Source organism: Janthinobacterium rivuli (assembly GCF_029690045.1).
GTDB classification, from domain to species: Bacteria; Pseudomonadota; Gammaproteobacteria; order Burkholderiales; family Burkholderiaceae_D; genus Janthinobacterium; species Janthinobacterium rivuli.
Window position 1 is genome coordinate 4263206 of record NZ_CP121464.1, and the last position, 18586, is coordinate 4281791.

An 18586-nucleotide genomic window follows, 5' to 3' on the forward strand; every position below is an offset into this window, starting at 1 on the left:
ACGGCAGGCACCGTCCGCCGTCACTGCTTGCTGCGCTTAGCGGTGGTATTCGCCAGCCCGTTCAGGCTGATAGACGATTTCCTCGATCTTGACCTTCACCACGCCGCCCGGCATGGGCCAGGCGATGCTGTCGCCAACGGACAGGCCCAGCAGCGCGCTGCCGACGGGCGCCAGCACGGAAATGCGGTCGGCCTGGCCTTCCACATCCTTCGGATACACGAGCGTCAGGCAGAATTCTTCCTTGTTTTCCACCGTGAAGCGCACGGTGGAATTCATCGTCACGACGGTCGGGGGAATCTCTTGCGGCTCGAGCACCTCGGCGCGGCCCAGCTCGTCGAGCAAGGCGGCCTTGTCCGGCGATAAGTTATTACCCAAGGCATACAACAACGCTTCCAGTCGTTCCAGGTCTTGTGACGACAAAATAATTTTTGGTTTTTTTTCCAAGATATCCTCACTATTGATCATTAGGGCGACGTCCGGTTTTGCTGGCGGCATCTTGCGTGGCCGCGCGAGACAAAACAAACAGCATCAGAACGTCCATCATCAGCGGATTATGGACGAACTCGCGGAGCAAGGCCATAGCGTTCTCGCATTCTCCATTAAAATTTATTAAAATCAATGACTTGCAATGGACGATACGGACAAAAAGTTAATCCGCGCCCGGATATCTTGGGATACTGAAGTTATTCTTCATGGCATTTTGTTTACTGTCAGCATGTTTTTAGAGAAAAAACCGGTGGGCAAAAAAAGGATTAAAATTCAGCCAGCATTATTATTAGAAAGACACGCCCTGCCTTTTCCGCCTGTTTTGTCGCCTTGCCTGCTGCCACCGGTCCGCCGCATGCACACAAAATTGCCGCGCGCACTGTACTTTCACGCTGCAAAATGACAATATGTCGGCCTTAGCAACACTTGGCAACACGTTGAGAGTTCCGGCTCACTTCGGTTTTCATCAGACTGGAACGCAAAGTATGGCAGGGCGAGGCGGGATCACACGGGGCGGCGGCAAGCGGGGCCGGCAGGAGGGAGCGTCATGATGACGCCATTAATGCTGCCGTCGGTGCAATTGCGCGGCGACCGGATTGCCCGGCTGAACTTGCTGGCCGCGGCGGCCATGCTGGCCATGGCCAGCCTGCTGCTGATCCTCTTCCAGCTGTTTGCCCTCCAGGCATCCTTGCAGCGTAACTTGAAAATTCAGGCCGACATGCTGGCGCCCGCCGCCAGCCAGGCCATGCGCCAGGACAATCGTCTTGCGGCGCAACAACTGCTCGCCTCCCTCGCCGCCGCCCCGCATGTCCGGCAAGCAATACTTTACAGTCCCTATGGCACGCCATTTGCCCGCTACGCGCGCAGCAGCAACGATGCCGTGCCGGCGGCGCCGCGCAACGGCCTGCACCTCGATTACCTGGACGGCAGCGCCGCCGTCTTGACGGCCTTGCCCGGCGGCGGCGCGCTGTACCTGCGCGCCAGCCTGGCGCCGCTGTACGCCAGCCTGGCGCAATTTGCCGCCTTCACCCTGCTCGTCTGCCTGTGCGCGTTCGGCCTGACGGTCCTGATGGTGCGCCGCACGCGCACGGCCGCCCAGCATGCGGAAAGCCATTTGCACTATCTGGCCCACGTCGACCCGGTCACGCAGCTGCCGAACCGCCATGAATTCAACGATGCCCTGGCCTACGCGCTGGCGCGCGCCGACCGCCAGGACAGCAGCGTGGGCCTGCTGCTGCTGGATCTGGATAACTTCAAGGTCGTCAACGATACGCTGGGCCACCACTGCGGTGACCAGCTGCTCAAGCTCGTATCCGAACGCCTGGTGGCCATCCTGCGCGGCACCGACATCATCTGCCGCATCGGCGGCGATGAATTCGTCGTCATCGTCGAACCGGCCGACGACGCCTCGGAAATGGCCAGCGTGGCGCGCAAGATCCTGACCGTGCTGGCCGCGCCGTTCGACCTCGAAGGCCACCAGCTGTATGTCAGCGCCAGCATCGGCGTGAGCCTGTATCCGTTCGACGCGCAGGACGTGGCCACCCTGACGCGCAATGCCGATACGGCCATGTACCACGCCAAGCACCAGGGCAAAAACCGCTACGCCGTCTTCAAGGCCGAAATGGAGTTGCGCGCGCAGCGCCGCCTGCGCATGGAAGCGAACCTGCGCCGCGCCCTGCAAAACGAGGAACTGTATTTGCACTACCAGCCGCAGATCGACTTGCGCAGCGGGCGCATCGTCGGCGTGGAAGCGCTGATACGCTGGAACTGCCGCGACATGGGCCAGTTGAGCCCCGCCGAATTCATCCCCGTGGCCGAGGAAAGCGGCATCATCGTCGACCTGGGACGCTGGGTGCTGCAAAGCGCCTGCCGCCAGGCGGCCCTGTGGTGCAAGGCGGGCCTGCTCGATTCGCTCGAGCACGTGGCCGTCAACCTGTCGGCCTGCCAGGCGCGCGACCCGGGCCTGATGGACGATATCCGCGCCATCCTCGACGAAACGCAGCTGCCGCATGGCTTGCTGGAGCTGGAAATCACGGAAGGCGTCCTGATGGACAATGTCCACGCCAACGTGGAATTGATGCGGCGCCTGCAGGAAGCGGGCATCCACCTGTCGATCGACGATTTCGGCACCGGCTATTCGTCGATGTCGTACCTGAAGCGCCTGCCCATCGACCAGCTGAAAATCGACCGCAGCTTCGTGCACGACCTGCCCGGCGAGGGTGAAGCCATCGTCACGGCCATCATCGCCATGGCGCACAGCCTGCACCTGAAAGTGGTGGCCGAAGGGGTGGAAACTTTGCAGCAGGTGGAGTTTTTGAGAAAAGCCGGCTGCGACAACGTGCAGGGCTTTTTCTTCGCGCGCCCGATGACGGCGGCGCAGCTGACGGCATTGCTGCTGGAGCGGCGCGACTGGAGTACGCGCACGATTTTGCCGGCTTGAGTTGGTGCCAACGATGGTGTCGGATTACGGCCGTTGGCCTAATCCGACCTACGCCATGAACAGGTAGGTCGGCGTAGGTCGGATTAGCGGGGCCGCCGAGGCGCGCAGCGCGTAATCCGACACCACTACGCTACATCAAGCCAATTTCGCCGAATGCTCGCGCGTCGCGTGGAACGTCAATTTCGGCCAGCGCTCTTCCGTCAGGCGCAGGTTCACGCCCGACGTGGCCAGGTAAGCCATGTTGCCGGCCGCATCGTAGGCCACGTTGTGGCCCAGCGCATTTTCGAAATCCTGCAGGATGCGCTTGTCGTCGCAGCTGACCCAGCGCGCGCTGCTGATGCTGGTGCCTTCGAACACGGCGTCGACGCCATATTCGTTGAGCAAGCGGCTGGCCACCACCTCGAACTGCAGCACGCCGACGGCGCCCAGTACCAGTTCGCCGCCCTGCACCGGCTTGAAGACCTGCACCGCGCCCTCTTCGCCCAGCTGCTGCAAGCCCTTGTGCAACTGCTTGATTTTCAGGGGATTACGGATGCGCACGGAGCGGAAGAAGTCCGGCGCGAAGTACGGAATGCCCGTGAAGGTCAGCATCTCGCCTTCGGAAAAACTGTCGCCGATCTGCATGTTGCCGTGGTTTGGCAAGCCGATGATGTCGCCCGCGTACGCCTCTTCCACCTGTTCGCGCGACGATGCCATGAAGGTCACCACGTTCGACACCTTGATCTCGCGCCCCAGGCGCAAATGCTTGACCTTCATGCCGCGCTCGAAACGTCCCGAGCACACGCGCAAAAAGGCGATGCGGTCGCGGTGGGCCGGGTCCATGTTGGCCTGGATCTTGAAGACGAAACCGGTAAATGGCTGCTCGGACGGGGCCACCGAACGCACGGTCGCGTCGCGCTCGCGCGGCGCCGGCGCCCAGTCGACCAGCGCGGACAGAATCTCGCGCACGCCGAAGTTGTTGATGGCCGAACCGAAGAACACAGGCGTCTGCACGCCGGACAGGAATTCTTCGAGGTTGAACGGGTTCGACGCGCCATGCACCAGTTCCACTTCCATGCGCAGCTGATCCATCTCGAGCGGGAACATCTCCTGCAGGCGCGGGTTGTCGATGCCCTTGATGATTTCAAAGGCGCCGTCGGCCTTCTCTTCGCCAGCCTTGAACAGCATGATCTCGTCGTTCAGCAGGTGGTACACGCCGCGGAAGTTCTTGCCCATGCCGATAGGCCAGGTGACGGGCGCGCATTGAATCTTCAGCACCGATTCGAGTTCGTCGAGCAGATCCAGCGGATCGCGCGTCTCGCGGTCCATCTTGTTCATGAAGGTGACGATCGGCGTATTGCGCATGCGGCACACGGCCAGCAGCTTGATCGTCTGCGCTTCCACGCCCTTGGCTGCATCGATCACCATCAGCGCCGAGTCGACCGCCGTCAGCACGCGGTAGGTATCTTCCGAGAAGTCCTGGTGACCCGGGGTGTCGAGCAGGTTGACGACGTGGTCGCGGAATTCGAACTGCATCACCGAGGAAGCGACGGAAATGCCGCGCTGCTTCTCGATCTCCATCCAGTCCGACGTCGCGTGACGGCCCGATTTACGCGCCTTGACGGTACCGGCCATCTGGATCGCTCCCGAGAACAGCAGCAGTTTTTCCGTCAAGGTGGTTTTACCGGCATCCGGGTGGGAAATGATGCCGAAGGTGCGGCGGCGCTGCACTTCGCGCGCGATCACGGCCGGCGCCTTGCTGCTCACTGACGCTGCGGCGCTGTCCGCATTGTCGCTGGAATCGGGGGTGTTGATGTCGTTCTCGTTGGCCATATTGGTGACCATAATATGGCCCTCGCAAAAAACCCTCGATTTTACAGAAGGATCGGCCTTCCGTGTGAACTGCTTCACTCTGGCGAACGGCAAAATTGGCCACTTCATCAAGGGGTCACAATCCGCAGGCAACATTGCACTGCAGAAATGTTGTCACCCTACCCTGGAAACCCGATGAAAATGCTCCTCACCCCCGCCATCCGACTCATGCAGCGCCTGCGCCTGCTGCCCAAATTCATGCTTGTCTGCCTGGTCTTTTTGCTGCCTTTGGTGCTGGCGACCACCCTGCTGATCTCGGAGCTGGGCAAGTCGCTGGCCCAGGCGCAGGATGCACAGCGGGGCGTGGCCTATGTGCACCAGCTGCAAGAAGGCACGCGCCTGCTGCAGCAGCGGCGCGGCCTCGAACACTTGCGCCTGAGCGGCAAGGCGGGCATGGACAACACGGCCGCCAATGCACGCATCACGGCCACGCTGGCCGCCCTGGCGCGCTTGCCGGCGGGCGCCGACCTGCCCCAGGCGGCCGAGCTGAGCAAGCAGTGGCAAGCCCTGCTGGGCCGACAGACGGGCCTCGCGGCGCGTGACAGCTACGCGGCGCACACGGCGCTGTTGCGCCAGGCAGCCAAACTGGGCCAGCTGGTGGCCGACCGTTCGCACCTGAGCCTGGACCCGGACGCGGGCGCCAACCACCTGAGCGCAGTCTTCACGGCCACCCTGCCCGACCTGGCCGAAAGCCTGTCGGACATCGCCGGGCGCGGCGCCGCCTACATCGACACGGGCCTGTTCGAGGCGAATGAAGATCAACTCGTCAACGCCAACGCCCTGATCGCGCGCCACGAACTGGAACGCCTGCCGGCCCGCTTTGACGAAATCATCGCCGCCAAGCCGGCCTTGCGCGCCAGCCTGCTGCCGTCCCTGAAAGCCGTGCCGGCCGCGCTGGCCTTCCTCGAACGCACGAAAAACGAAGTGACGAATTCCTACGACCAGACCTCGGGCGCGCAATTCCACGCGGCCGGCATGCAGGCGATCGACGCCCTGCACGCGCTCTCGGGCGCGTCGGCCACCGCGCTGGACGGATTGCTGGCGCAGCGCATCGCCCGCGACGAGGCGCGCCGCGCCCTGATCCTGGCCGCCATGCTGCTGGTGCTGCTGGCCGCCGCCTACCTGTGCGCGGGCTTCTATGCCGCCTTCGCGCGCGACGTGAAGCAATTGCGCGTGGCCGTCGGCGCGGCAGCGGCGGGCGACCTGTCGCAGCGCATCACCTCGCAGGCGCACGATGAAATCGGCGACCTGGTGCGCGACTTCGGCGCCATGACGCATGGCCTGGCCACGCTGGTGCAGGAAATCCGCGGCGGCGCGGCCGTCATCGCGGCCGCCGGCGCCGACATCGCCCAGGGCAACGCGGCCCTGTCCGGCCATACGGCCACGCAGGCGGACGCACTGGGCGCCACCGTCGACTCGATGCGCGAGCTGACGGCCACCGTCGGCCGCAACGAAGCCCACGTAGGACAGGGCCGCACCCTGGTGGCGACGGCGGCCGACGTGGCACTGCGCGGCGGGCAAACCGTGGGCGCCGTGGTCGACACCATGGCCTCGATCAAGGCCAGCTCGCACAAGATCGTCGACATCATCGGTGTCATCAACGGCATCGCCTTCCAGACGAATATCCTGGCCCTGAACGCCGCCGTCGAAGCGGCCAGAGCCGGCGAGCAGGGGCGCGGCTTCGCCGTGGTCGCCTCCGAGGTGCGCAGCCTGGCGCAGCGCTCGAACGAGGCGGCGCTGGAAATCAAGCGCCTGATCGGCGATTCGGTCGCCACCGTCGATGCAGGCGGCGACCTCGTCAATGCCGCCGGCAACACCATGCGGCAAGTCGTCGACGCCGTGCAGCAGGTGGCCGTCGTCATCGGGCGCATCAGCAGCGCCGGCGCCGAGCAGAATGGCGAGATCGCCCGCATCAACCAGGCGCTGGCGCAAATTGACGACATGACGCGCCAGAACGCGGGCCTGGTCGACGAGGCGCGCGCCGGTTCGCAGCGCCTGCACCAGGAAGGCGAGGCGCTGACGCAGGCCGTCAGCCGCTTCCGCCTGGGGGAGCACGAGGCGCCAAACCCACGCCAGGCACCGGCCGCGACCGTGCGCGACGGCCTGCCCAGCGTGCGGCCGGCCGGCCTGTGGAGCGCCAATAAACCGCGCGTCATATCACAAAATCGCGCGGAACGGCGCAAGGTTAGCTAGTCAAAAGTGTGCACGTAGGACAAGGACTACAATTTCGCCTCAAAAGAGACTACAAGGTGGCGACTGCTAATCTTATGTTCGCCACTTACATAAGCTTTTAAAGTAGCTACATCGCGATCTGCACCGCGCGGTTGAAAAAAACACCGTTACCACATGGAGACGAGAATTTTTTTGACCAGCAACGCGGCAGTCGCACTCCGATGTAAAAAGCCTGTGAGGAATACTATGAGCCATACTCAACTTATCGCCCCGGTCCAGAAGAACCAGTTGCTGCCGCGCGCCATGCCGGCGGCCGGTCGGGAAATCAAGCTTGCGTCGCGGGTTAGTCTCAGCAGTGCACAACAGAATGAATTGCTGGCCGCCCTGCCGCGCGCCGCCCTCGAATCGCTGTTCGAAGACTTGGAACTGGTGGAACTGCCTTTCGGCAAGGAATTGTATGCCTACGGTAACAACCTGGAATACAGCTACTTTCCTACCACCGCCATCATTTCCCTGCTGTATGTAATGGAAGACGGCGCGACGACGGAAATCGCCGTCGTCGGCCATGAAGGCGTGGCTGGTGCCTCGCTGCTGGCGGGCGAACGCGCCATGTGCACGGCCGTCGTGCAAAGCGCCGGCTACGGCTACCGCCTGAAAACGCAAAGCTTGCGCGATGCTTTCAATCAAGGCGGCGCCCTGCCCCAGTTGCTGATGCGCTACACCAACGCCCTGTTTGCGCAAATGGCGCAGAACGCCGTCGGCGGCCGCCACAGCTCGATCGAGCAAAAGCTGTGCCGCTGGCTGCTGGACCGCCTGGACCGTTCGCCATCGAACGAATTGAAGGTCACGCAAGAGCTGATTTCCATCATGCTGGGCGTGCGCCGCGAAAGCATCACGGCCGCCGCCGGCAAGCTGCAGGAAGAAGGCTTGATCCACTATCGCCGCGGCAATATCACGGTGCTGGACCGCGCCGGCCTGGAATGCTATGCGGGCGAATGCTACAAGGTCGCCAAGACGGAATACGACCGCTTGCTGCGCGACGTATCGCGCTGCTGATACCTGATACGCTGCTGATCAGGCAAGATAGACAAAAAAATGGCCGGGCTGCATGCCCGGCCATTTTTTTATCTCAAAGAAAATTACGCTTCGATATCCGCGTCGATGTCTTCCGGCTCCGGCGTCAGCGGCAGCGGAATCACGGCTTCCACGCAGGTCCCCTTGCCTTCCGGTCCCTGGCGCACGGTGAGGGTGCCGCCCAGCAGCAAAGCCCGCTCGCGCATGCCCAGCAAGCCGTGCGACATGGGTTTTTGCAGCGCGTCTTCCGTGATGCCGATGCCGTCGTCGATGACGCGCAGCACCAGGCCGTGTTCGTTGCGTTTCAAGGTCACGCTGACCATGCCGGCGCGCGCATATTTCATGATATTCGTCAGCGATTCCTGCACGATACGGAACAGGGCAATCGTCAGGGTGGCTTCGCGGTTGTCGATATTGATGGCCACGTCCGTTTCGCAGCGCACCGAACTCATGCGCGTAAAATCCTCGCAATAGCTTTCGATGGCGGCGCACAGGCCCAGATTGTCCAGCAGGCTGGGGCGCAGGTCTTCCACGATGCGGCGCTTCAGTTCCACCGTTTCCAGCAAGGTGGCCTTGGCGCGGCGCAACTGCGCGGCCAGTTCCGGCTGCGTGTGCGCCAGTTGCTGCGTGACGGCGCCCAGGTCCATGCTGATCGAGGTCAGGTTGGCGCCCAGCTCATCGTGCAGTTCGCGCGCCAGGCGTGCCTTTTCCACTTCATTGACGCTGATCAAATGGCGCGACAGCACGGATAACTGCTCCGTGCGCTTGCTGACGGTCGATTCCAGGTTGTCGTTGGCATTTTGCAATGCATACTCGACGGCCGCGCGGTTCTGGAAGCTGCGCCGCACCAGCTGGTAAAACATGATCAGCACGAGAATGGCCAGGGCATTGATGCCGATGCCGAGCAGCACGGCTTTCTGGTACTCATGGTAGAAGGCGGCGCTGCCGGACGACAGCGCTTCATTCTGTTCGCGCGTCATGATCACCACCTGCAGGCGGATCTCGTCCATGGTGGCGCGGTCATCGGTGACGCGGGAAATGTTGACGATCTCGGCCAACCCGCCCTGCTTGTAGACCTCGATCGACTCTTGCAGCATCGACATCTTGCGACGGATCAAAGTTTTCAGCTGGCCCAGGTTTTTCAGCTGGGTGGGACTGCCCGCGAGCAAGGTTTGCAGCTCGTTGAATTCGTTTTCGATTTCGGTGGTGGCCGTCTTCGACGGCCCCAGATAGGTTTCGGAGCCGGAAATGAAATAGCCGCGCAAGCTGCTTTCCGCATCGAGCACGAGCACGTTCAAATACTGCAGGCGGTCCGCCACGCGGGCGCTCTGGCTGAGCAAGGCGTTCGTGCCCTTCAGCGACTGCAGATTATGATAGAGACTGAAACCATTGAGTACAAGCAGCAAGGCGCACGTCACGCACAGGATCGTCTTGTAGAGGGGCAGGCGGTGATTCGGGGCCGGTTCAGCGGTGAAATACATCCTGATGTGCATCCTTAGCAAGGTTCGGCGCGGGAGAGAGCGCCGGCGCCGGCCAATTATAGTCCTCGCCACAAACTGCTGCACTGCACAAGTCGTGCTGGCCAGCGGGCTGAGCGATCATGTTTCCATGATCGCACCGCAACGCTAGTCAAGCAAATTGTTTTTCATTGCGTAATAGGTCAAGTCGCTGTTCGATTGCAAGCCCATTTTTTCCATGATGCGCGTACGGTAAGTACTCACCGTCTTGATGCTCAGCGACAAGGCCACGCCGATATCGGACACCGTGGCGCCGCGCGCCAGGCGCAGGAAGACCTGGAACTCGCGGTCCGACAATTCCGTATGCAAGGCGGCATTCGTGTCGCGGTCGAACGATTGCGCCAGCAATTCACCGACGGTGGAACTGACGTAGCGGCGCCCCTGGAATACGGTGCGCACGGCCGTCATCAACTCGTCGGCTTCGCATTCCTTGTTCAGATAGCCATTCGCGCCCATCTTGAACAGGTTCAGCGCATACTGCTGCGCGGGATAGCCGCTGAGGATCAGCACGGGCAATTCCGGCTGGCCCTGGCGGATCGTGCGCAAGGTATCGATGCCGCTCTGATCGGGCATGGCTATATCGAGCAGCAATACATCGCAAATTTCGCGGCGGGCGATATCGAGCGCTTCGCGCCCGGTACCGGCTTCCGCCACCACACTGAAGTCGCTTGACGACGAAAAAATCTGTTTGAATCCAGCTCGTACTATTTGGTGATCATCACAAATGGCAACGCGTATCATTGTTTCCCCTTAAATTTTCCTGGCCTGGGAAAGACTACCGGAACCTGAACGCTGCTCCGGTTCAGCGTCACTAACAAAAACGCAACATTAACATTATATTCAAAATATGGCGTGCCGTACGGTAGCGTCAGCGCCAGGACGGAGCACCCATGCAGTATAGTCAACTTGGTCAACCGCGGCCGGACAACCCCACCTATATTGGTACAAATCTTATTTTAGCAAGTTTAAAATCGCAATTAATTCATGGCGTATCCACGCGCGGTCCAGCGGCGCTTCCTGCGGCACGACGGGCATGGCCGGCAGTACAGGCAGCTCGTCGGCGATGGCATGCGAGGCGCCACGACTGTCGAGCTTGTTGCGCGCGCCGCTGATGGTAAAGCCCTGCTCATACAGCAATTCGCGGATGCGGCGTATCAGCAGCACCTCGTGGTGCTGGTAATAACGGCGGTTACCACGTCGTTTGACCGGTTTGAGCTGGGAAAACTCCTGCTCCCAGTAGCGCAATACGTGCGGTTTGACGCCGCACAACTCGCTCACTTCGCCGATCGTGAAATAGCGTTTCGCCGGAATGGGCGGCAAGGCGATCAACTCGGTTTTACTGATGCGCTCGTTCATCGCCACTCACTCAGGCAGCACGTGCCAGCGGACTGGTCTCTTCGACCATGCTTTTCAGCTTCTGGCTCGCATGGAAGGTCACGACACGGCGCGCCGTGATGGGAATCTCTTCGCCCGTCTTCGGGTTGCGGCCCGGCCGCTGCGGCTTGTCGCGCAACTGGAAATTGCCGAAACCGGACAGCTTGACGGCCTCGCCACGCTCGAGCGCGTTGCGGATTTCGTCAAAGAACGTCTCGACCATATCCTTCGCTTCGCGCTTGTTCAGGCCCACTTGCTCGAACAACAGTTCGGCCAGTTCCGCCTTGGTCAAGGTGGGTAAATCTTTTTCCGCTTCCTGGCGCACTTTGGCAACCAGCATGGCCCGATGCAGATCTGCGGCCAGTGCGGACTGCAGTACGGCGGAATCAACGTCGCTGTTATTAATTTTCCTGCCCTGCCTTTTCTGTGCGCCCGAGCCCGCCATATGGCAAGCTCGTCTACTGTTGACGACGGAAAGGCCGTCACGCAAGGCGACGGCCAGTCCGGTAATTACGAACGCAGTTTCGCGTCGTGGCCCTGCTTGGCGGCATCGATCAGGACAGCCATCAGGCCATCGACGACATCGTCTTGCAGGGTGTTTTGAGTATCTTGCAAGCTAATCCGGAAAGCAAGGCTTTTTTCATCCGCTTCCAGACCTTTTCCACGATATTCATCAAATAAAACAATGGCTTGCACGATACGCGCTGCCGGGCTTGCCTTGGCTGCGGCGTGGAAGCTGTCGAGCAGATCCTGCACCGCCACCGATTGCTTGACGACCACGGCCAAGTCGCGGCTGGCGCCAGGGAATTTCGAGATTTCCTGGTACGCGGGCACGATGCGTTGCGTCAAGGCAGCGGCGTCGACTTCAAACAGCACGGGCGCCAGCGGCAAGTCGTACTTTTGCATCCAGCGCGGGTGCAATTCGCCGATGAAACCGATGACCTTGCCATCGAGTTCCACGTTGGCCGAACGGCCCGGATGCAGGGCCGGGTGTTCCGCCTTGGTGAAACGCAAGACCAGCGGCGCGAACAGCGCTTCCAGGTCCGCCTTCACGTCGAAGAAGTCGACCGTGCGTGCAGGCTGGCCCCACTGCTCGTCGGCGACCGCGCCGTAGGCCATGGCGGCCACGCGCTTCGGCTGGGCGTAGCCAGCCACCGACAACGGGCCGTTTTCCACGCTGTCGTCGCGCTGGTAGATGGCGCCCACTTCGAAGATGCGCACGCGGTTCGTCTTGCGGTTCAGGTTGTAACGCACGTTCGCGATCAGGCTGCCGATCAGCGAGGAACGCATCACGCTCATCTGGCTGGCGATCGGGTTCTGCAATTTGATCGGGTTCGTGTTACCCGAGAAATCGCGCTCCCATGCCGTATCGACAAAGCTCATGTTAACCACTTCCTGGAAGCCCAGGTCGGCCAGCTCATGACGTACCGCAAACAAGGAGCGGGTATTTTCCGGTGCAATCTGCATCACGTTCGCGGCCACGGGCGGCAAGGTCGGGATGTTTTCAAAGCCGTACACGCGCGCCACTTCCTCGATCAGATCTTCCTCGATCTCGATGTCGAAACGGTAGCTGGGCGACGTCACGGAAAACACGCCATCAAGCAAAGTGAATGGCAGAGCAAGGCGCGTGAAGATATCGGCGATCAGCTCATCATTGAGCGGCACGCCGATGACTTTTTGCGCGCGCGCCGTGCGCATCGACACGGGCTGGCGTTGCGGCAAGTTCACCACGTGATCGTCGACGGGGCCGACGGTGGTCGCTGGCGTGCCGCAGATTTCCACGATCAGGGCCGTGATGCGCTCGATGTGCTCGACGTTGGTGGCGAAATCGACGCCGCGCTCGAAGCGGTGCGCCGCATCGGTCGAGAAATTCAGACGGCGCGCGCGGCCTTGAATGGCGTTTGGCCACCAGAATGCCGCTTCCAGGTAGATGCTGTCCGTATCGTCCGACACGGAACTGGCGTCGCCGCCCATGATGCCGGCCAGCGATTCGATTTCCTGCTCGTCGGCAATGACGCCGATCCACTCGTCGACGGCGATGGTGTTGCCATTCAACAGCTTGACGGATTCGCCCGCCTTGCCCCAACGCACGTCGAGGCTGCCATGGATCTTGGCCAGGTCAAACACGTGGCTAGGACGGCCCAGTTCCAGCATGACATAGTTGGAAATATCCACCAGGGCCGACAGCGGACGCTGGCCGCTGCGCTCGAGGCGCTGCTTCATCCAGTCCGGCGTGGCCGCCTTGGCATTCAAGCCGCGGATGACGCGGCCCGTGAAACGGCCGCACAGGTCCGGCGCGCTGACTTTCACGGGCAGGATTTCATCGCTGGAAACCGGTACGGTACGGAATTGCGGCGCATTCAGGGGCACGCCCGTGAGTGCAGATACTTCGCGCGCCACGCCCAGCACGGACAGGCAGTCTGCCTTGTTCGGCGTCAACTTGATGGTGAATTTCAAGTCGTTGAGCGCAAAGTAATCACGGAAATTCTGGCCGATCGGCGCGTCGTCCGGTAATTCCATCAGGCCGGCGTTTTCTTCCGACAATTTCAATTCGCGCGCGGAGCACAGCATGCCTTGCGACTCGACACCGCGCAGCTGGCCCACCTTGATTTCAAACGGCTTGCCATCGGCGCCAGGCGGCAGCACGGCGCCGGCCATGGCGCAGACGACTTTCAAGCCAGGACGCACGTTCGGCGCGCCGCAAACGATGTTGAGCATGGTGCCCGTGCCGACATCGACCTGGCATACATTCAGGCGGTCCGCATTCGGATGTTTTTCCATCTCCAGGACCAGGCCCACCACCACGTTCGAGAACGGCGGGGCGACAGGATCGACGTCCTCGACTTCGAGACCGGACATGGTCAGCAGATGGGCCAGTTCGTCCGAAGTCATCTTCGGATCGACCATGGTACGGAGCCAGTTTTCGGAAAATTGCATAATCAAGCCTTCAAAGGGTCAAAGCTCACAGCGCGAGCGCACAGGCGCTCAAGCGCCATGAATCAAACGGAACAATGCTTAGTTGAACTGCTTCAGGAAACGCAAGTCGCCTTCATAAAACAGGCGCAGGTCGTTGATGCCGTAGCGCAGCATCGTCAAGCGTTCCAGGCCGGAGCCGAAAGCAAAACCGATGAATTTCTCGGGATCGAGGCCGAAGTTTTTCACCACGGTCGGATGTACCTGGCCGGCGCCCGACACTTCCAGCCAGCGGCCCTTCAAGGGACCGGAGCCAAAGGCGATGTCGATCTCGGCCGACGGTTCCGTGAACGGGAAGTACGACGGGCGGAAGCGCACTTGCAGGTCGTCCGTTTCAAAGAAGGCCTTGACGAAGTTCAGGTACACGCCCTTCAGGTCGGCAAAGCTGATGTCTTCGGCGATCCACAGGCCTTCGACCTGGTGGAACATCGGCGAATGGGTGGCGTCGCTGTCGACGCGGTAGGTGCGGCCCGGCGCGATGACCTTGATCGGCGGCGTGTGCGTGCGCGCATAGCGCACCTGCATCGGGCTCGTGTGCGTGCGCAGCAGCAAGGGCTTGCCATCGGTGTCGTTGCCATCGATGTAGAAGGTGTCTTGCATGGAACGGGCTGGATGGTTTTCCGGGCTGTTGAGCGCCGTGAAGTTGGTCCAGTCGTTCTCGATTTCGGGGCCGTCGGCCACGTCGAAACCGATGGAGCGGAAGATTTCCTCGACACGTTCCCACGTGCGCATCACGGGATGGATGCCGCCGGGCATGCGGCCACGGCCTGGCAGGGTCACGTCGATCGCTTCGGCGTTCAGGCGACCTTGCATCTGGGCATCGGCCAATGCATCACGGCGCGCCGTCAGCGCGTCTTCGATCTGCACTTTGACGGCGTTGATCAGGGCGCCTTGCGCCTTGCGCGCGTCCGGGTCCAGCTTGCCCAGGCCCTTCATCATTTCAGTAATCTGGCCAGTCTTGCCCAGATAGCGGGCTTTGGCGTTTTCAAGTGCGGCAGCGTCTGCGGCGGCGATAAAGTCAGCCTGGGCCGAGACGACGAGTTCTTCTAGGGAGTTCATGCGGCTTTTCCTGTTTTGGAAATCAATCCTGGATTTAGTAATCTAGAACCCAACAATCAAAAACGGAAACGGGGCATAAGGTGTTAAAACCCCTGCCCCGCTCTTTATAACGTCACCCTACGGATGACGTTGTGCAATGACCGATGCTTACGCAGCGATTTTTGCTTTAACTGCGTTGACAATCGCAGCGAATGCTGGCTTGTCCATCACAGCCATATCGGCCAGGACTTTACGGTCCAGTTCGATATTTGCTTTTTTCAAGCCGTTCATGAATACGCTGTACGTTACGCCATGCTCACGGGAAGCGGCGTTGATACGGGCGATCCACAGGCGGCGGAAAACGCGCTTCTTGTTGCGGCGATCGCGGTAAGCGTATTGGCCAGCGCGCATAACTGCTTGCTTGGCAACACGGTATACACGGCTGCGGCGACCACGGTAGCCTTTAGCTTGAACAAGAATCTTCTTATGACGGGCACGAGCTGTAACCCCACGTTTTACTCTAGGCATAGTAACTCCTTAAATTGAGTGTGAGATTAAGCAGTCGGCATCATGCGCATGACGGATGTGACATCCGATGCGTTGATGTTACGGGTACCGCGCAACTGACGTTTGTTTTTGGTGGTTTTCTTGGTCAGGATGTGGCGTTTGAACGCGTGACCCGACTTGACTGTTCCACCTGGACGCACGCGAAAACGTTTTTTCGCGGAGCTTTTGGTCTTCATTTTAGGCATAGCAATCTGTCCTCTTACGGACAGCTCCATTTATAACAGGATTGCAGGTGGCAACACGACGCTGCGCTTAGATGCCTGCTTTCACATGTTGTGCAGCGGATGCGAGTCCACTACAGTTCACGCGGCCCGGGCATTGCTGACCGGGCCGCGCAAATTCTGCCTGGAATCTGGTGTCGCGCCCATGCAGGCACAAACCACGTCGATCCACAGTAAAACGCTATTGTATCTTACTTCTTCTTCTTAGGCGAAAGAACCATGATCATTTGGCGGCCTTCCATCTTCGGGAACTGCTCGACCTGGCCGTACGGCTCCAGATCGGCTTTCAGACGTTCCAGCATGCGGAAGCCAATATCCTGATGCGCCATCTCACGACCGCGGAAACGCAAGGTGATCTTGGTTTTATCGCCATCTTCGAGGAACTTGATGAGATTACGCAACTTGATATTGTAGTCACCATCATCAGTCCCCGGACGGAATTTAACTTCCTTCACGAGGATGATCTTTTGCTTCAATTTGGCTTCGTGAGCTTTCTTTTGCTCCGAATACTTAAATTTGCCGTAGTCCATCAAACGGCACACCGGTGGCTGCGCGGTAGGCGCAATTTCCACCAGGTCGACGTTTGCCTCTTCCGCCAGGCGGAAGGCTTCAGCCAAACTTACGATACCGAGTGGCTCGTTATCGACCCCGCTTAAACGCATTTCAGGGGCAGTGATTTCGCCATTGATGCGATGTGACTTGTCAGTAGCTATTGTAATTTCCTTTAAAAATCTTGTAAGACGGTCGTGCAGCGAGTTTCCTCGTCAGGCCTTGGTGTCGACTTCATGTTTGAGTCGCTCAATCAGGGCATCGACGGACATGACGCCCAGATCGACATTGCCCCGCGCCCGCACGGCCACTGTATTCGCATCCCGCTCTTTGTCGCCAATTACTAAGATGTAAGGCAATTTTTGTACGGAATGTTCACGTATTTTATAGGTAATCTTCTCGTTACGCAAATCAGCCTGTACGCGCAGCCCCGCTTTGCGCAGTTTTGTTGTAACTTCCTGTACATAGTCGGCTTGAGCGTCGGAAATATTCAACACCGACACTTGCACCGGCGACAACCACAACGGCATGGCGCCAGCATAGTGTTCGATCAGGATGCCGATAAAACGTTCCAGCGAACCGACGATCGCGCGGTGCAGCATGATCGGCACCTGGCGCGTGTTGTCCACGGCCACGTATTCCGCACCCAGGCGGCCCGGCATCGACGGGTCGATCTGCACGGTACCCACTTGCCATGCGCGGCCCAGGCTATCCTTCAGGTGATACTCGATCTTCGGACCGTAAAACGCGCCCTCGCCCGGCAATTCCGTCCATTCCACGCCGCAAGCGCGCAGGGCCGAACGCAACGATTCCTCGGCGAAATCCCACGATTCTTCCGTGCCGATGCGGTTATCGGGGCGCAAAGCCAGTTTCACATCGATATTCGTGAAGCCGAAAGCCGTGTAGACATCCATCGCCTGCTGGTGGAAGGCCGTCACTTCGCCGGCGATCTGTTCTTCCAGGCAGAAAATGTGGCCATCATCCTGCGTAAAGCCGCGCACGCGCATCATGCCGTGCAAGGCGCCCGACGGCTCATTGCGGTGGCATTGGCCGAACTCGCCGTAGCGCAATGGCAAGTCGCGGTAGCTGCGCATGCCATTGTTGAAAATCTGGATATGGCCAGGGCAATTCATCGGCTTCAGCGCATAGGCGCGGTTTTCCGATTCCGTGATGAACATGTTTTCACGGTAATTGTCCCAGTGACCGGTTTTTTCCCACAGGCCACGGTCGAGAATTTGCGGCGCCTTGACTTCCTGGTAACCGTTGACCTGGTACACATTACGCATGTATTGCTCGACCTGCTGCCAGATCGACCAGCCTTTCGGGTGCCAGAAAATCAAGCCCGGCGCTTCTTCCTGGAAATGGAAGAAATCGAGCTGCTTGCCCAATTTGCGGTGATCGCGCTTTTCCGCCTCTTCCAGGTTGTGCAGGTACAGTTCCTGATCTTCCTTCTTGGCCCAGGCCGTACCATAGATACGCTGCAGCATCTCGTTTTTCGAGTCGCCGCGCCAGTAGGCGCCGGCCAGCTTCATCAGCTTGAACACTTTCAGCTTGCCCGTCGATGGCACGTGGGGGCCGCGGCACAAGTCCGTGAACTTGCCTTCGGAATACAGCGACACTTCCTGGTCGGCCGGGATCGAGCCGATCAGTTCGGCCTTGTAGGCCTCGCCAATACCCTTGAAGTATTCGATGGCTTCGTCGCGCGCGACCACCTTGCGCGTGACTTGCTCGTCCTTCTTGGCCAGCTCCGTCATTTTCTTTTCGATCGCCAGCAGATCTTCCGGCGTGAACGGACGCTTGTAGGCGAAGTCATAGTAAAAGCCGTTGTCGATCACGGGACCGATGGTCACTTGTGCATCCGGGAACAATTCCTTGACGGCATACGCCAGCAAGTGAGCCGTCGAGTGGCGGATCACTTCCAGACCATCGGCATCCTTGTCCGTGACAATCGCCAGTTCCGCGTCTTGCTCGATCAGATAGGAGGTGTCGACCAGCTTGCCGTCGACCTTGCCGGCCAGGGCAGCCTTGGCCAGGCCGGTACCAATATTGGCCGCAACCTGGGCCACGGTGACCGGGCCGTCAAATTGACGGGCGGAACCATCGGGAAGTCGGATTGTAAGCATATTGATCTCCATATCGGCGCTGGCGCCAGGTAAAACTGCGATGTGATGGGTAAAATAACTGAAAGGAAAACGCAGACGCAAAAAAACGCGGACTAGCCGCGCTTTTCACTTTCTTGAGACAAAGGAAACCCGTTCGACTAGCGTCACTCCCAAAGCTTGGTAGTAGTTCGCGGTGCCATAACCGGTTTACCCTTTCTCTCT

16 protein-coding genes are annotated in these 18586 nt (G+C 60.1%); 4 read left to right on the forward strand and 12 right to left on the reverse strand.

The annotated features are described in order from the left end of the window. Positions 1-36: 36 nt before the first annotated feature. Positions 37-444, reverse strand: coding sequence for a nucleoside diphosphate kinase regulator (gene rnk, locus P9875_RS19325; protein ID WP_162835757.1), 408 nt, complete (start codon positions 442-444; stop codon positions 37-39). Between the two features lie 184 nt (positions 445-628). On the opposite strand from rnk, the gene P9875_RS19330 reads away from it, so the two are divergent. Both P9875_RS19330 and P9875_RS19335 read left to right on the forward strand, forming a co-directional pair. Beyond that, a complete protein-coding gene (locus tag P9875_RS19330) occupies positions 629-889 on the forward strand; it encodes a hypothetical protein (RefSeq protein ID WP_176390470.1) in 261 nt (86 codons plus the stop codon). A 144-nt stretch (positions 890-1033) separates the two neighbouring features. Continuing rightward, positions 1034-2926 carry a putative bifunctional diguanylate cyclase/phosphodiesterase gene (locus P9875_RS19335; protein WP_278316328.1) on the forward strand — a complete coding sequence of 631 codons (1893 nt, stop codon included), beginning with the start codon at positions 1034-1036 and terminating at the stop codon, positions 2924-2926. A 135-nt stretch (positions 2927-3061) separates the two neighbouring features. Here P9875_RS19335 and P9875_RS19340 read toward each other — a convergent pair whose 3' ends face one another. Beyond that, entirely contained in the window at positions 3062-4738 is a 1677-nt protein-coding gene (locus P9875_RS19340) for a peptide chain release factor 3 (RefSeq protein WP_035827636.1), read from the reverse strand. Positions 4739-4912: 174 nt separating this feature from the next. On the opposite strand from P9875_RS19340, the gene P9875_RS19345 reads away from it, so the two are divergent. Both P9875_RS19345 and P9875_RS19350 read left to right on the forward strand, forming a co-directional pair. Beyond that, positions 4913-6970 carry a methyl-accepting chemotaxis protein gene (locus tag P9875_RS19345; RefSeq protein WP_278316329.1) on the forward strand — a complete coding sequence of 686 codons (2058 nt, stop codon included), beginning with the start codon at positions 4913-4915 and terminating at the stop codon, positions 6968-6970. A gap of 225 nt (positions 6971-7195) precedes the next feature. After that, positions 7196-8005 carry a Crp/Fnr family transcriptional regulator gene (locus tag P9875_RS19350; RefSeq protein WP_034783188.1) on the forward strand — a complete coding sequence of 270 codons (810 nt, stop codon included), beginning with the start codon at positions 7196-7198 and terminating at the stop codon, positions 8003-8005. Between the two features lie 83 nt (positions 8006-8088). On the opposite strand, the gene P9875_RS19355 is transcribed toward P9875_RS19350, so the two are convergent. From P9875_RS19355 to thrS, 10 genes are all read right to left on the reverse strand, one after another. After that, positions 8089-9504, reverse strand: coding sequence for a CHASE3 domain-containing protein (locus P9875_RS19355; protein WP_176390473.1), 1416 nt, complete (start codon positions 9502-9504; stop codon positions 8089-8091). A gap of 144 nt (positions 9505-9648) precedes the next feature. After that, positions 9649-10281 carry a response regulator gene (locus P9875_RS19360; RefSeq protein WP_034783185.1) on the reverse strand — a complete coding sequence of 211 codons (633 nt, stop codon included), beginning with the start codon at positions 10279-10281 and terminating at the stop codon, positions 9649-9651. Positions 10282-10491: 210 nt separating this feature from the next. Beyond that, positions 10492-10896, reverse strand: coding sequence for a MerR family transcriptional regulator (locus P9875_RS19365; RefSeq protein WP_035819952.1), 405 nt, complete (start codon positions 10894-10896; stop codon positions 10492-10494). 10 nt (positions 10897-10906) lie between these two features. Then, entirely contained in the window at positions 10907-11254 is a 348-nt protein-coding gene (locus P9875_RS19370; protein ID WP_010399205.1) for an integration host factor subunit alpha, read from the reverse strand. A 170-nt stretch (positions 11255-11424) separates the two neighbouring features. Then, positions 11425-13851: a phenylalanine--tRNA ligase subunit beta gene (pheT, locus tag P9875_RS19375; protein ID WP_035819954.1), complete on the reverse strand. Its 2427-nt coding sequence runs from the start codon at positions 13849-13851 to the stop codon at positions 11425-11427. A 78-nt stretch (positions 13852-13929) separates the two neighbouring features. Beyond that, positions 13930-14946 (reverse strand): phenylalanine--tRNA ligase subunit alpha, encoded by a 1017-nt coding sequence (gene pheS, locus P9875_RS19380; RefSeq protein WP_034751917.1) that lies wholly within the window; start codon positions 14944-14946, stop codon positions 13930-13932. A 147-nt stretch (positions 14947-15093) separates the two neighbouring features. Next, complete coding sequence (gene rplT / locus P9875_RS19385) at positions 15094-15453, reverse strand: 50S ribosomal protein L20 (RefSeq protein ID WP_010399214.1); 360 nt, start codon at positions 15451-15453, stop codon at positions 15094-15096. A gap of 26 nt (positions 15454-15479) precedes the next feature. Beyond that, positions 15480-15677 carry a 50S ribosomal protein L35 gene (gene rpmI / locus P9875_RS19390; protein WP_038493025.1) on the reverse strand — a complete coding sequence of 66 codons (198 nt, stop codon included), beginning with the start codon at positions 15675-15677 and terminating at the stop codon, positions 15480-15482. 227 nt (positions 15678-15904) lie between these two features. After that, positions 15905-16375, reverse strand: a complete 471-nt coding sequence (gene infC / locus P9875_RS19395; protein WP_034751918.1) for a translation initiation factor IF-3 — start codon at positions 16373-16375, stop codon at positions 15905-15907. 102 nt (positions 16376-16477) lie between these two features. Beyond that, the gene (gene thrS, locus P9875_RS19400) at positions 16478-18385 is read right to left on the reverse strand and encodes a threonine--tRNA ligase (protein ID WP_278316330.1); all 1908 of its coding nucleotides are present in this window, start codon (positions 18383-18385) and stop codon (positions 16478-16480) included. Positions 18386-18586 lie beyond the last annotated feature (201 nt).